The organism is Prevotella sp. P4-98 (genome assembly GCF_002251405.1).
Classification (GTDB): domain Bacteria; phylum Bacteroidota; class Bacteroidia; order Bacteroidales; family Bacteroidaceae; genus Prevotella.
The window spans coordinates 13,942-28,764 of the sequence record NZ_NPJC01000084.1 but is presented as its reverse complement, the minus strand read 5'-3'; the positions used below and the strand labels follow the sequence as shown (position 1 = coordinate 28,764).

The following is a 14,823-nucleotide window of genomic DNA, read 5'->3' as shown; positions in this document are numbered from 1 at the left end:
ACTGAGACTTCACAAAGACATCGCATTTATGTCAATCAGAATGGGGAAACCAGCTAATTTAGGGTTATAACAAAAATGTCCGGATTGTTGTTTTGCTAGCAACCCGGCCATTCTAATCTTCTATTAATCTATTAACTCTTTTGAATCATTGATAAAGCTTTCCAATTCATATAATTGAGCTTGCAACCCTAGTAACACAAAAGGCGACTCGTTGAAATCTCTCAAGTAATCAGGCTGTTCACATCCTGGATTCATATAAAAGGCATTGTATATAAACATCGGTGTATACATTCGCTCTCTTTTCAACTTCCTGTACTGGTAAATATAGAAATTTTTCCTACTATTCAGAAAAGCGAAGATGTCATCGACGTCAAACTCCGAAAACACCTCGTCGTGAAGTAACAGTTTGTATTTATCTTCCATTTTATCCATATCCAGTTCGTTTTTAAACTCCCCTAAATCTAAAATCAGTGTACTAAAGAACAACAGAGCTTCTGCGCGTCCAACATCAGAAAGAGGTTTGAACTCATTTGACAGTCGATCCACACAAGTTTTTGCTAGCTCAAATAGTCTGTTTTCTAAATTGTTGTTCTTGGATATGTCTGGAGCAAGGTTCAATTCCTTTTCACTCTGTTCGATTTGTTTCATTTGCTCATCAGTAAGCCCTAATCTTGCGGCCAATGATGATGAAAGAATATCATGTTGAAGTTTCTGCTGATATTCTACAACTGCATCAATCATAAATCTCGAAATGGTATGATCTTGTTTTATATTGTACACGCTGGCCTCTTCCTTCATGCGTTTAAATTTTAGGTCATTGAGGACATAATCCCATGTAAGTTCTCCTTCCTCTTTCATCATATCAATAATGGGACCGAGAAAATTTTGTTTTAACGATCTGATGCTACATTTCGAGTTTTCAGACCATCGTTCGATTGACCCAACTATTTCCTTCGCATCATTGTCTGTAAGAGAAGACATATTTACACCCGTGACTTCAAGTATAGCCGCAGCTTTATCTGGGAATTTCAATGTGTATCGATCCCAGTAAGAAGTGCTTGACAGTCCATTGACATCATTAGACATAGACCTTTTAATAAATAACAAAGCCGCAACAACGAGTACGGTGATAACGGATAAAGCGATGAACATATTACTATTGTTTTTGAATTTTTAGAAGCAGAGGTAATAGTTCGTGAAGAAAATCATGAACGGTATTCCTATCAGCTCAACATAGAAAAGAATTGAAAATAGTGAAAGCTTGAATAGCTGTACATACAAGAGGAATGCCAAGAAAAATGAACATAGCACCACTATTAATGCATACCACCATGTGGAAGCGTAAAAGAAAGACAATATCGTAAGTACAAAAACACTAATCTGAGAAAGCACCGTGAAGAGAGATAAGAACACACCGACTTTCAAGGGAACAATCTTTGTCCTACCCTTATAATCCGTCACAACATACCTGGATGTCATTGTTAAGGGATCTCTTAACATGTTTTGTTTATTAAATGCAGGCGTTGTCAGGCAAGCGAAATGCCCAACGAAACATACAGCCATCACATAAAACCATACCCAATTTTCAATCATATTTGTAAAGAATTTAAAAGTTTTCTATTTCTAGATAATGTCTTCCAAACTTTCTTATTAAGTTTTGAGGATTTGAAATTATTGATACTATTTCTTTCTCAGAATAGCCCAAATGAGTATATATCTGCTTGAATAACCTTTGTGCTACCATCTCATTTGGCATTCCCATTTGGCGATTAGAGCCTCCGGCTCTACTTACAAAATAATGGCATCTATACATCAAGAAATCTGCAATGTCTGGATAAGCCTCTTTTATTTCATCCAGTAATCTACTTACATGCATGATGCCTTTTTGAGAACCTTCTGCTTTGAAGAACTCATCTGCCTCTTTAACAGAAACATCCATTGCTCTTGCTTCAATTTCTACTTGATGAATAGCAGCTGCCAAGTCAGTAACACCTGTCCTGACGCTGTCTTTGAAAGCGTCAAGCAAAAAAACGATAGCATACTTTTGAGGCCTAGTGAGTAATTTATAGATACTACGAGAAACAGCAATCGCCTTCTTTTCATTATTACGATAGCGATTCCCTACCATTAATCTTATTATCACTGCGGATAACAAGAAGAGAACCAGACAAGCTATTAACACATATAATAATATCATACTCTAAATATGTCCAGTTCTAAGATAATCATCTGTTTTAAAGATTGTTTCCTGCGAAATCATGACTTTTCTCCGGCCACCTAAACGCACCAGCATAAAGTTATGCAAATAGCCCATATTAAGGTTCTTCAGAGAAGAAGACCATGGAAGTGGTTTCTTGCAGAACTCCATATTCATAATAATATCAGTTTTGTTTATGGTATCAGGCATCTTTTTCAGCACATCCTGAAATGTACTGTAAGCATCAGCGTAACGTTGAGCTTGCATATATGCGCTCGCCAGTTCCAATGCACTTTGCTCACAAGGCTGTCTATAATACAGATGTTCTGCAACGACAACCAACTTTTTTATATACTTCCTTTTGCCGGTAAAACGCCAGTAATGGTATAGCCAGAATAAAAACAGGACAAATAAAAATAATTTCATAACCTAAATCATATTAGTGAAGTAACACAAATCCGCCCCAATCACGGACTCCGTAAATTGGATTCTTACTATCTTTCATGCTCTTCTGAGCACTATAGAAAGCCCTGTCAATGTCTTTTCCAGAAAGAAGGAACTCATAAAAACGTCTCATCAGCTCCTCTGTTGCAGCATCGGGTACTGACCATAAGCTCATTAAGATGTTATTTGCGCCTGCGAGTTTAAAAGCCCTCTGTAAGCCATAAACGCCCTCATCACCCTTAATCTCCCCAAGACCTGTTTCACAAGCGGATAGAACGACCAACTCGCAAGAACCAAGATTTTGAGTTTCTATCTCATCTGCTCTCAGGATACCATCTTCATATCCCGTTTGAAAGGACTGGGGCTTATAGTCATCCTTCCAGGCTGCATTTGCATTTGCAAAAAACAGTCCTGAATTATGCATTGCACTACCATGTTCGTGTTCCTTGTCTTCATTGAAGAAACCATGAGTCGAAACATGTATAATATCAGCGCTAGAAGCTTCACGCTTAAAGGAAGATTCTGTCGCACTATTCCCTGTATAAGGAGTAACAGAACCCACTTTTCCTTTTAACATACGGGAGATATTATCAACTTCGCTTAATGAACCAGGTAGGTATATTAAATTGTCACCACGCAGAACAGCTCTTGTTTTTACCACATTCCCATTCTCTGAGTCTGCCATTCCATAATCGATACCACCCCAAAGAGCAACTTTCATCTGTTCTATTTCATATTCCTTTTTTGTACCCTTCTTGTATGAGTCAATAGGATTTGCCAAGGCTCTTAAATTATATTTATCCCCTATCGTCGTATTATCATCAATAAACAATGCCATCAAAGGTATCCGATGTACTATGCCTGCTGGTGAATACACAACATTTCCCTTGGGATCAATTTTACCGGCTAACTTTTCAAACAAATAGTGATAAGCCTTATTGTCCACACATAAGCCAGGGGTGTTTGTTCGAGCGATTTCTGCCAAGGATGACAACTCTTCTGATGAACACATCGGCAAAAACAAAAGGCCTTCTTTCTTATTTAACAAGAATGCCCCTAAAGAAGATCCGTGCTTCCCTGGCATTTCTACATATGTAATAAGACTTTCTTCGCGTGAAAGAGACGATTTTATATCCGCTACACGAATATCAGAATAATTACTTCTGGCAAATTCAGAGCACTTCACAGAGAGTTCTTTCTCTAATTCTGTTATTTTCTGCTTAAGATACATTCTTCTGGCAAAGTTACCAGGGCCAACAACCTCGTCTCGTGCTATCAATTCCTGCTTGAAAGCAATATACTGTTCATAATCGTTTAACAGAGTCGTGTCTGAAGAGTTTATCAGTGTGTTTCTAAGTAAAGCATCGGTTCTCATAAGCAACCCACGGTTAAACACCTCATTCTCAAAACAGAGTTCTACTAGTTTCTCATTATTGGGATATTCATTTAAAAGGGCAAGAGCATAAGAAAATGGCTCTTTCAATTCTTGTGAAAAATACTCCTGCTGACTGGTTGTCATTCCTGCAAAATTTTTAGAAATCTGCGTTCGGAGACCTCTGCAACAATGAATTAGCCTATCTATATTTTCAGAGGATACCTTATTCTGATACTTGATTATACGAGCTTCTGCTAACAAATAGCCTAAATCTTCTTCACTGTAATATTTATCCATGAAACGCATATAGACATTCATGAAACGTCTGGCATTTTTATAGTCGTGAAGAATATAACAATACTCAGCGAAATCGCCAAGCGGATCTAAATCCTCCTCTTTATCAATGGCAGGGACGATATTGATTCCATTTAAAAGCATAGCTTGTGCCTGGAATATGTCATTTTTCTCTAAATACCATGATATCAATCGATTTACAAACGTCAATTTCAATGACGACTTAAACTTAGGAACCTGCCATACATGATTTATATAATTCTTCAAAGAATCAATTGCCGCATCTGGATTTTCAAGATGCAAACCACATATGATGTCATATTTTAGATTATGCTCCAACGTGTATATGTCAGAATGTTCTTCATCAGTGATTGGTAATTTGTAACCATGCTTCGCAAGCATGTCGTTAACTTTTGAAAAACGCTTGTCATTATCAAACTTTTTCAATTCATTATACATTTCCAGTTGCTTCTCCCTATCCCCCATTCTTTCATATAGCCGGAACAAGTCCCTTGCTGCAACAGCATGAAAGAAATCCAAACTTAGCTTTGACATCTCCTTGTCATCGTCCGAAACATCTGACATATCGGGGTTCAAATTTAAAAAATCCCTTCCTATCTTCTCAGCCTTGCTATATTCACCAACATGTAGATAACAATCCCTCAACATATCTTTATTGGGAAGATTCTTCAGATGATCATTCACATATGATGTATCTCCTTCCGCAATAAAAATGGCAGCGTGATAATGGTGGTTTGAATATAATTCTTTGAACGTCTTGTCTGTAAGTGCATAATTCAGGATATGCACATCTTTTGGGAACATCCACTCTAATACAAATATGATAATAACAAGACCTACAAAAGCTCCTACTATAGAAAGCAAAAGCCAAGCATACATTAAGAGAAAATGGTATATATTCTCGAATATATTACTCATGAATATTCTCCTAAATATATTTTTCTTTTCTGGATTATTCATATTCTATTAGTGTATTATTTGGTAAGCCACATAGATAGCTGCAACAAATATAGCGAACCATGTTACTGGCGAGAATAGCACCATAACAACATAATGAACATTGTTAAGGAAAGCATCCTTAAAGGATTCTCCCTTTGAATAATGGGATCTAAGTACCAGAAACAGGTACAGACATGCCAACAGAATCAGTAATTCCTTCAGTATAGTTATCATTGCTCTTTTATAAAAGGAGTTAGGTCAAAAACCACGGACTTTAGGAAAGAAAGCACTTCATCCTTGTCCATTCTTTCATCACGTTGTATTCCATACTTCGACAAAGCACAGAATTTATGAGTCTCTGCATCAAATCTTACCGAGAAAGTCCATAAATAGGAAATGGAGTCAGCTACATACTGATACTGATCAAGGTAATACTGATTATCATTGATGATTGTGTCACATGCAATAACCTCTCCCGAAAAATACTTCTGCTCTTCAGGAAGGGACTGAAGTAAAATAGACATATAATCTGAATGACGTCTTTTAGGAGAGACACCCGACATAACCAGTTCGCAAATAGAGTCACTTGCCAATTCCCATAACGTAACATCTTGGGGCATATCCTCCATATCCATTATTTCCTTTGTCGAATGGCTCCATTTGCTTGTTGATTCAAACAAAAGAAGACCATCACTATAACTATTTGAGGGAATCGACAAAGAACTAAGCTCGTGTTTCTTACTCTTATTCTCCATTTCAATATTAGTATAGAGCATATAAGAAATAGAAAACACACTAAGAATAAAGAATAAAAGCCAGACCCATCCACCTGGGGAAAACTTACGTTCAGATTTGGGATAGAGTTGTTTAACCGATTTAGATTTCCCCAAATAGAATAGGAATGTTATTGTCAGCAAAAGCTGAAGTGCAGGAGATAACGCATACATCCAGTGTAAGTAAATTATCTTTCCCAATAATTGAATCAGTTGAAACAAAACGACTATTAAATTCAGCCCTAATGCCCATCTGACACATGTAATGCCATCTGGTTTGCCCTTTAGCAATCTAATGATGCTCCAAAAAGACAAGCAAAGCATAACAATATCAAGGCATGCCAAAATGAGGCTGAAAATAATCGGTTCATCCTCTGCCACCGTGGCGTCCATCATGTCATAGTACATCCTAGGTAAGTCCTGATATACAGTTCTGATAAGTAAATAAAAGAACAAGAACAGGAATGTGCTAAGAACAAATCCAGGAACTTTTCTGTTATTCATTTCTTCTTCCATAGGTAAAAGGCGATTATAATGACAGCTAAAAGAATGGCAAGACCTACTATCCAATAAATCTGAGTATCGGCACCATCATGATTACCACAATCATCTATCTCCACAATAGTGGTATCCGGCTTTTCTTCTAACATCTGAAGGGCATCAATCGTTGTTGCGAACTCAGGAGATTGCCTGGTACTTTTATTGAAGGATTCCACGTTACTTCTTATATCCGCACATAGAGAAAGTAGGCTATTCAATCCGTCCTTTTCATAAGCCTTGATGAAAGCGTATGTTAATGAACCATACCATTTGTCTTCTGAGACTTTATATTCAGCATTTATCTGATAGCTCTGACATGCGCTCATGAACAGGACATCTGATATTCCATCAGATTTTGCAACCCCGACCACATTTTTCAAGTCCTTATGAACAGCTCTTACTGTGTTATCTGGTCCGAAAACTGGATAGCCACCGCGACAGTTCTCCATCTCTTTAGTATCACGGAAAGAATCGCCACTATGACAAGCATCCAGGAGAACAATCACAAGTCCATCTGAACCTGCTGCCTTTCTAAGTCTGAAGATGTGTTCGGATAGGACATCATCACGCAAATGTTTCTCTCCATGATAATCAGAACTGTATTTAACCTTTGCATCATATGGAATTAAGGCCTCGTCAAGAGAATCTGATTCTTCCTCACCAACGGCAATCATTTGCTGGCCATGACAAGAAAACGAAACAAGAACGGTATCGCCATGGCAAGTCGCCTTTTGCAGGCCATCTAATTCTTTCAGGATATTAACCAATGTGGCTTTTTCGTCAAGAATTGATTTTACGGAAAAAGAACTAGACAACACGCTTTGTAACAGGGATACGTCATTGTCTGCATGAATCTTTCTCCAACCACTTTCTTCAGGATAGTTGGCAACTCCCACCAACAAAGCCCGGCGTTGCTGTGCTGGGCATAACAACGTCACAAATAAAAGGGAAATAACCAACCACCTTCTCATACTCATTGACCAAAGAAATTCATCATAGCCTGAATCTTTTGAACTCGCTGCTCAACGTCCTGCTCAGAATGCCCAAGCCTTTCATTCATTGAAAGGAACTTTTCAGCCCTATTGTCATCGGGGCCAGTCTCCGTCACTACCATCGACAACCAGAACATAAGTAAGCTATCGTAAACTCCATCTTCAAGTTCTTTTAGATCTGTATGGATAATGTTCTCACCCTCGGAGTTGAGTTGTTGCTGGCAATCTTTCCAGTTCAAATTTAGAAAATTAAGCTGCTGACGAGTAGGTCCATAAGATACAAAATCATTCCATGAAGAACCATTTGCTGAGAATATCAAATACCCCATGTTGATAATTGATTTTTTCTGATGCATAGACAAGTCTCCATACATTGAGCTAACCATATCTATTGGATCATCTTCGTCATCCATAAACTGCGAAGGGATCGGACCAGACTGCCCGGGTATGCCAATTGTCTCTTGATGCTTCATAATAGCCACCCGCATCTTCTGAATGAACTCATTAGCCATTCTCTTTTGGGTGAAAATATCGACATCTCTTACATTATAAAAAGGAACATTTGCATTCAATTCCTTTTGAAGATACTTATAATGAAGATAAACAGTCAGATGCCCAGTACTATAATTGAACTGGAACAAATAATTTGCTCTATCATCAGAATGTAGGTTTAACCACCTATTGTCATTCTTAACTGGATATACGGTTGTCCCCTTTCCGTCCAAGAAAGCTTTATTGATTTCATCAATAAGAACCTTGAAGCGGACTTCAATCGGACTTTGTCGCAAATCCTGTTTATCCTTCATTAATGCCTTAGAGAAAGGCAGGATAAGCAGTGCAAGCACTAACACGATAAATAGAATAATCAGAGTCACCATACATGTTATGTTTTAAAATACGGTACAAAATTACCACATTTTTTTCGATTTTCTCGTCAAAATAATATTAATCCCAAAAATAATTTGTATTTTTGTCAATTTTTAGCAGAATAAACCACACCAGAGGCAAAATCCACCACCCATTTATGCTCTAACAGGAATCCTGCCCCGATGATTGCGGACACAGGTGGTATGTTACTCGAACCTTCCAAGATATACTTACTATTACCCATAACCTGAAATTCTGCCGAGTAGTTTTTAACCTTTATCTCACCTATTTTATTGCCGATGCTAAGGAGGTCAAAATCCACATTCATCAAATCTGTCATCTTCGTTCCTGCCACGCTGGTCAATGAACTTTTCAGTCCAGTATGTCTGTTAGTTATATCTCCGTTACCCAAAACATATTTTGTTGTTGTATTCAGATTACTTCCAGAATCAACTAAACAAACATATTCTTTCCCATTCTTCACCATCCCAACGACAGGAAGACCGTACTTTGAGAATCCATATTCCTGGGGAAAAACGAAGCTGTATTCAGACAACTCCATCTTTTCTTCAATAATTGAAGATGAATGTAGCGAACGATTTTCAAAATCTAAGGCAAGTCCATACTTGACCAAGAACTCAATACCCAGTATACCCAGCACAACATGTTCTCCAAAAACGGAATCAAAACTTAAGCCTTGTGCGGCATAAAACCGTTCCGAAAACTGACATCCTCCTACACAGAAATCTAGATGAACTTCTTTCCCTTGAATACCTTCCCCAGAAAAAGAAGTCAGAGTCATTTTTCCATCATAACGTAAACAGTTATCTTGCAATATGCCCAAGATCGCCTCATTCATTACATTATGACGCGATGCCGTATCCACCATGAAAGCCCCTCCAACAGTTCGACCTGATTTTGAAACAAACGAAGCCATAACCATTGGATATTCAACGATTCCAAAATCCAACAAAGGGCAATCTATTTTTGTCCCCATCCTATTGTTCTTCGAATTTATAACTTGATAACAATTTAACAAAAGCTCTGTAATCCTCCTTCCTGTTCAATCTAAATGTTCTTAGTTGATTAGCCATCTCATCATCTGAAATGTCTGAATTAAATTGTACAACCAATTCATTTTCATTATCATCAGAATCGGTCAGGTAAATGTTTTTATTCTTCATGAAAACCCTCAGCTGAATGATTGAGTTATCGTATTCCGGCCTGTATTTTACTACTGACTGCATGATTTCCAAACCAGGATCACCCAACTGAGCCTCGTTGAGAACGGCTACTTCATAATATGTTTTAGCATCAAACTCTCCATCCAGGCATTTTACCAATTCAATGTTTACGGCATCAGCATCCTTATATCGTTTCAATAGAGCTAAGGCACGAGCCTTAATGAACAGCATATCATTACATTCTCTCATGGAACGAACCCTATCCGCATAATAAACAGCCTGCTCATATTCACCAGAATAAAGACATAAGGCGGCACTTACATAGTCGACGAAGATATTGCTGAATCTTGAAATCGGAAGCATATTTCGCTCAATACTATTGACCAGGTGCTCGTCAGAAACCATTGCATTAAACATCTGAGAGATGTGTCGAGCTGCTGACTTCCAATCCCCTGACCTTGCGAGAGACAAGCCCAGATTCAATGAAGTCTTTGAAAACTCATCCCAATTTTTATGGCGCAAACTTTCGTAGAGATACTTGCCGCCACTGATTTCATTTCTGATAGCAGAATCGTCATTGAATCTATTCGCAAAGGATATCACCTCCTCACTCGTTCCTATATGTCCAAACGACACAGGCTTAACCAGAAACAGGCCATCGAGACTTCTTACACGGCTCAGAGCCACATATAACTGTCCCTTAGAGAAAACACCCCGACTCAAATCCAGAATCATCTTGTCAAAAGTCATCCCTTGACTCTTATGTATCGTTATAGCCCATGACAATTTAAGCGGAAATTGAGTATATGTTCCCACTAGTGTCTTTACAATCTTTTTCTCCTTACTATTGTATTCATACTTATATGACTCCCAAGAAACAGGAGACACCTTGTACTCTCCGGACTCTGTTACCACTTGTATCTCATCCAGAGATAATTTGGAGATGGTTCCAATTGTACCATTTACCCAACGTCGGGAGAGATCATTTCTAACAAAAATGACTTGTGCACCACATTTAAGGGAGAGTTTCTTTTCTGCTGGTAGGTTGGCATCCAGCTTGATATCTCCCTCCACTTTGGCATCGAAACAAAATTCTTCGGAATCTAAAAGATTCAACTTTGACATATTGATTTTGGATGCCTCATCATTACGGGTGCAAAGCGTAATGATTCTTTCATTCGAAGGAATGGGACGGTCAACACACTTGTTTAAGACTGACAATTCACCATAACTAGCACGATTAAAGCGAATAGAGTCAAGAATGCCTAGGAAAACATCATCCTTTTGTCTATAGACTTTTACAAATTCTATGCATGGAAGAGACAATCGCTTAAGAGCCCTTGCCTTAAAAAAGAATGGGGACATGGTATTGTACAGATCATCCATAATCTCCGCTTCTTCTTTTCGTAAAACTGGAGGAAGCTGGAAGAGGTCGCCAACGAAAACCAGCTGTTTGCCCCCGAAAGGCAGGGAATTTTTCATTACATACCGAAGGGTGTAATCAATAGCATCAATCACATCGCACCTAACCATGGAAACTTCATCTATGATGATAGTGTCCACTTTCTTGATAATAGATATTTTGGAGCGATTGACATTCCCTATCGTCTTGGGCGTGCATATTTGTAGAGGCAAGCCAAAAAATGAGTGGATAGTCTCTCCACCAGCCAACATCGCTGCAATACCTGTCGGAGCAAGCACAATGAAGTTTTTGTCTATTTCTTTCTGAACTGTTTGAAGGAATGTAGTCTTACCAGTCCCAGCCTTTCCCGTGAGGAAAAAGCTGGAATTGGTTGTTTCAATCAGCTCATATGCCTGAAGTTGTTGCTTGTTTGTTTTATCTATTGACATCCCAATTTCGAAATGATTAATTAAGAATTTTATGATTATGCTGCTTTTGCATACTCACTCTCCATGAAGCTTTCAATGGTTTCAACATAACCGGAAAGCGTATTTACGACACGTCTCATATTGTAAATCTTATTACTGAGCCGGGACTCCTTCTCTTCAAGATCCTTCAACTGTTCATTGGCTTCCATAAACACGATGCTGACTTCTGACATAATCTTCTCTGCTTCTCGCCTTGAAGAATAGCTTGTGTCACCAACGAAATTAGCAGCACACTCATTGATATGGTTATCGACAAAACTCTTAATTGGAGCGATCTCATCCAAGAGCTGTTCATCAATTTGTGTAAGCTCTGCCAGTTTTCCCCTATACTCGTCGATTACCTCCTGAAGTTGAGGAACCATTTGACTGTTCATGTCAAGAATGGAGGTGATATAACTCTCCATTGAGACATTTAGTTTCTCTATCTCCTTAATCTTCCCAAGGAAAGAAAGAGCACCTGACATCTTCTCACCTTTGTAGAGGATTATTTCCTCCTTTGTATTCAATACCCTACCAGAGCCATTTGATTCATTGACGGCGATAAAAGAGCCATGATTGTTGAAAATCCTTCGTAAGCCATCAACCATTTTTCTTACTTCACCTACCAGCCATTCGTTGGCGAATCCTCTGGGATTTTGAACAAGGCTATTGCAAACATCACGGCCGAATTCCAGAGCTGGCTGCCATTCGCTATTTGATATGCAATACGTACGTGTATAGCGCAGAATCTGGAAGATATTTGCATTATAATAGTTTACCCACATAGAATAAGGAAGGATGTCGATATCCTTATATTTCAGGTTTGCCGTAAAATAGTTGGCATAGCCATATCCGAAATTCGTGTTATAAGCAATTGACAAGTCATCGTTTAGGCTAAAATTCATGCTGTTCCAACCGATATGTCTGCTGGAGTATGCCACGATAGAAGGATCCTCACGGCACTCTTTGTATTTCTTTGACAAGCAATACGGTGTCGTACGAGATTCCAGCAGTCGATAGAAAACCTGGCTATTAGAATAGAATCCTTCTTTAACGTCTTTGATGTTAATTGCCGGGCAACACTGATAAGAGCCGCTAACACAGTCGCAGAAATCATAATATTCGAGCAGATAGCCTAACCCTTTCTGTTGGGTAGCCTTGAACATGTCTTCACCGGTTATACCAGCCGTATTCGACAGTTTTTTTAACTCATTGAGTTTTGCCTGCTCCTTAAACTCCAATGGTAAATAATCAGTTACCAATTTCCCTGTTGCTGAATCCTTACGGATTACCATGATGTGGGTTTCGTTGATTCTAAAATTACTCATGACAATTAAGTTTTAAAATTTGACTTTCTATCATACTATCCCTAAAGGTTAGAAAAGATAAACATCACGCAGCATTTCTCAAATGAGAAAGAATAAATTCATGATAATTCTCTTTAATATACACGAGGATCTTCTCCAGAGTCATACATACCTGGCCATCCCATTCATCATCCAAACTGTCATAATACTGAGGAATAGTATACTCGTTACAATGCCATGTTAATTGGACACCAGAAGGCAAGTAAACAAACACAAGATAGGAGGCATTCTTTCCCGTAGCTTCATTATATCCAGACTTCCAACCTGCTTCATGGAGCAAGGATGACAACCTGGTCAGCAAAATAGTCTTCCGTTCATAAGCCATTCTCCTTTTTTCAGAGGAAAGTCTTTTAGCATTAACATTCGCAAATTCAGTCTCTAAAAGCAGAGAGACGATAAGGGCATTCCTGTCTCCCGTCTTTTTATAGTATTTTCTCATGGAGGCCATAACCTTGCGCAGTCCTATTCCCATACCTAACACATCAATCTTGAACATGTCCAATTTATCTAGAGTTGAATGATTTTGAAGGTTACTCTTCTGTCTCAGAGCCTTTTTCTCTTCTACAACATCCTTTAGCTTTGCTTTCAGGGCAGGATTGTGGGTAGTACGAATGACTTCCTGAAGCTCTTGGATTTTATATCCAAAAGTGCAAAAGGTTTCAGCTTCAGCAACATTCTTACGATAAGATCTAAGCAATTCTTTCGCACTGATTTCTCCACGTCGATAAGATTTGGCAAGAGACCTGCCGACGAAGTTAAAGGTATCTTCAATATTGATAGGGTCAGCCACCTTGTGAGCCGTATTGACAACGACTGGCTGAACTGATTCGGAAGCACAATCATTTGTCAATTCTTCCTTCACCTGATAATCCTTTAAAATAGGGTTATCTGAATCTTTGCTTTTTAAAATCTCGAAGATGTTCATATCATTAATCGTTAATTGTTAATACTCTAATGTAACCTTTACAAAATACTATCCCCAATCCTTCAAAAACATAAACTTGCCACATATCCTCCAGGTTTGAGGAATCTGGAGGATTTGAACGACAAGATGTTTAAGCAGCTGTCTCAGTACCCCGGTCATGTCCGATATGATAATGACCACAGTGTTCACAGTAGTATGCATGCATTGGCCTCTTATCTTTCGGATGGGCAAACTTATAGAGTTCGATATGAAGCTGGGCCTCTTCAAGTGTTGCGTACTCAACCTTCTTCTTCATCACGTACTCACCTGAAGAATAGTCGACGATCTTCTTCCAATGGGTACCGATTCCTCTTTGGTTGGCATGTCCGTCGAGCTGGCCTAGATTGAAAATCTGGTAGGACACAGCACGATCCATTTCATGACGAGCTTTTCCTGAGCAACGGTAAGAGGAACGGTGTTTGTTCTGCCGGTGGTATTCCTGACACATCCTTTTCTCTACAATCCTGCGAACTTTACGAGAGTCCCGGCCTTCCATCAGAGTAACATCCGCCTCTCTTAGGCTTTTATTTCCTTTGAATCTCAGCTTCTCTGAATACAGTTTCTTTGAAATGGCCTCGTAACGCTGGCGCTGACCCAGGTCAACATCGAATCCAAGCTCTCTTTTCTCATCGTTGATCTCCTTCTGGAGAAGGAATAGGGCATGACGGACATTTCTTAAGATCTTGTCATTGTTCGGGGATGCCGAAAGCGTAGAATCTCTGCAGCTTGTCAGCAGCCTTGCAACCTGAGTGTTCTTACTCGTACGGATGTAACAGTCAATCTCGTTTGACACTTGTGAGAAACGTGTAGCGTCCATAGAACCGTTACGACGAAGGTTTCCTTCCCACTTTCTCAGAATCTTTTGAATTTCGTTCTTCATTTTCTTATTATTTTAATTGTTTACATCCTAATATCCCAGAAGAACGAAAAATGCAAACAATAAAAAAAGCAGCTAACGCTGTATGCGCTAACTGCTCTATTTATTTATGATAAGATA

General features: G+C 38.8%; 12 protein-coding genes. All 12 read right to left on the bottom strand.

The genetic code is table 11. The features are described 5' to 3' along the window. Positions 1–123: 123 nt before the first annotated feature. The 12 genes from CIK96_RS12755 to CIK96_RS12690 all read right to left on the bottom strand — a co-directional run bounded on the left by CIK96_RS12755 (position 124) and on the right by CIK96_RS12690 (position 14,706). The gene (locus CIK96_RS12755; protein WP_094440812.1) at positions 124–1,152 is read right to left on the bottom strand and encodes a hypothetical protein; all 1,029 of its coding nucleotides are present in this window, start codon (positions 1,150–1,152) and stop codon (positions 124–126) included. 454 nt (positions 1,153–1,606) lie between these two features. Continuing rightward, entirely contained in the window at positions 1,607–2,197 is a 591-nt protein-coding gene (locus tag CIK96_RS12745; protein ID WP_094440810.1) for a hypothetical protein, read from the bottom strand. 3 nt (positions 2,198–2,200) lie between these two features. Beyond that, positions 2,201–2,623, bottom strand: a complete 423-nt coding sequence (locus CIK96_RS12740) for a hypothetical protein (protein ID WP_094440809.1) — start codon at positions 2,621–2,623, stop codon at positions 2,201–2,203. A 13-nt stretch (positions 2,624–2,636) separates the two neighbouring features. Continuing rightward, a complete protein-coding gene (locus CIK96_RS12735) occupies positions 2,637–5,291 on the bottom strand; it encodes a CHAT domain-containing protein (RefSeq protein WP_094440808.1) in 2,655 nt (884 codons plus the stop codon). A gap of 209 nt (positions 5,292–5,500) precedes the next feature. Beyond that, the gene (locus tag CIK96_RS12725; protein WP_094440806.1) at positions 5,501–6,559 is read right to left on the bottom strand and encodes a hypothetical protein; all 1,059 of its coding nucleotides are present in this window, start codon (positions 6,557–6,559) and stop codon (positions 5,501–5,503) included. Continuing rightward, positions 6,544–7,554, bottom strand: a complete 1,011-nt coding sequence (locus tag CIK96_RS12720) for a caspase family protein (protein ID WP_158214876.1) — start codon at positions 7,552–7,554, stop codon at positions 6,544–6,546. The genes CIK96_RS12725 and CIK96_RS12720 overlap by 16 nt, the downstream gene beginning before the upstream one ends. Positions 7,555–7,556: 2 nt before the next feature. Next, positions 7,557–8,453: a hypothetical protein gene (locus CIK96_RS12715; protein ID WP_094440804.1), complete on the bottom strand. Its 897-nt coding sequence runs from the start codon at positions 8,451–8,453 to the stop codon at positions 7,557–7,559. Between the two features lie 95 nt (positions 8,454–8,548). After that, positions 8,549–9,439 (bottom strand): retropepsin-like aspartic protease, encoded by an 891-nt coding sequence (locus CIK96_RS12710; RefSeq protein WP_094440803.1) that lies wholly within the window; start codon positions 9,437–9,439, stop codon positions 8,549–8,551. 1 nt (position 9,440) lies between these two features. After that, positions 9,441–11,477, bottom strand: coding sequence for an ATP-dependent RecD-like DNA helicase (locus CIK96_RS13645; RefSeq protein WP_094440802.1), 2,037 nt, complete (start codon positions 11,475–11,477; stop codon positions 9,441–9,443). 35 nt (positions 11,478–11,512) lie between these two features. Next, complete coding sequence (locus tag CIK96_RS12700; protein WP_094440801.1) at positions 11,513–12,823, bottom strand: hypothetical protein; 1,311 nt, start codon at positions 12,821–12,823, stop codon at positions 11,513–11,515. Positions 12,824–12,887: 64 nt separating this feature from the next. Continuing rightward, positions 12,888–13,787, bottom strand: coding sequence for a hypothetical protein (locus CIK96_RS12695; RefSeq protein WP_094440800.1), 900 nt, complete (start codon positions 13,785–13,787; stop codon positions 12,888–12,890). 130 nt (positions 13,788–13,917) lie between these two features. After that, positions 13,918–14,706, bottom strand: coding sequence for a hypothetical protein (locus CIK96_RS12690; RefSeq protein ID WP_094440799.1), 789 nt, complete (start codon positions 14,704–14,706; stop codon positions 13,918–13,920). Between the last annotated feature and the right edge of the window lie 117 nt (positions 14,707–14,823).

Coding starts and splice junctions, on each gene's coding strand:
- CIK96_RS12755 (WP_094440812.1), bottom strand. CDS start 1,152: ATGTTCATCGCTTTATCCGTTATCACCGTACTCGTTGTTGCGGCTTTG.
- CIK96_RS12745 (WP_094440810.1), bottom strand. CDS start 2,197: ATGATATTATTATATGTGTTAATAGCTTGTCTGGTTCTCTTCTTGTTA.
- CIK96_RS12740 (WP_094440809.1), bottom strand. CDS start 2,623: ATGAAATTATTTTTATTTGTCCTGTTTTTATTCTGGCTATACCATTAC.
- CIK96_RS12735 (WP_094440808.1), bottom strand. CDS start 5,291: ATGAATAATCCAGAAAAGAAAAATATATTTAGGAGAATATTCATGAGT.
- CIK96_RS12725 (WP_094440806.1), bottom strand. CDS start 6,559: ATGGAAGAAGAAATGAATAACAGAAAAGTTCCTGGATTTGTTCTTAGC.
- CIK96_RS12720 (WP_158214876.1), bottom strand. CDS start 7,554: ATGAGAAGGTGGTTGGTTATTTCCCTTTTATTTGTGACGTTGTTATGC.
- CIK96_RS12715 (WP_094440804.1), bottom strand. CDS start 8,453: ATGGTGACTCTGATTATTCTATTTATCGTGTTAGTGCTTGCACTGCTT.
- CIK96_RS12710 (WP_094440803.1), bottom strand. CDS start 9,439: ATGGGGACAAAAATAGATTGCCCTTTGTTGGATTTTGGAATCGTTGAA.
- CIK96_RS13645 (WP_094440802.1), bottom strand. CDS start 11,477: ATGTCAATAGATAAAACAAACAAGCAACAACTTCAGGCATATGAGCTG.
- CIK96_RS12700 (WP_094440801.1), bottom strand. CDS start 12,823: ATGAGTAATTTTAGAATCAACGAAACCCACATCATGGTAATCCGTAAG.
- CIK96_RS12695 (WP_094440800.1), bottom strand. CDS start 13,787: ATGAACATCTTCGAGATTTTAAAAAGCAAAGATTCAGATAACCCTATT.
- CIK96_RS12690 (WP_094440799.1), bottom strand. CDS start 14,706: ATGAAGAACGAAATTCAAAAGATTCTGAGAAAGTGGGAAGGAAACCTT.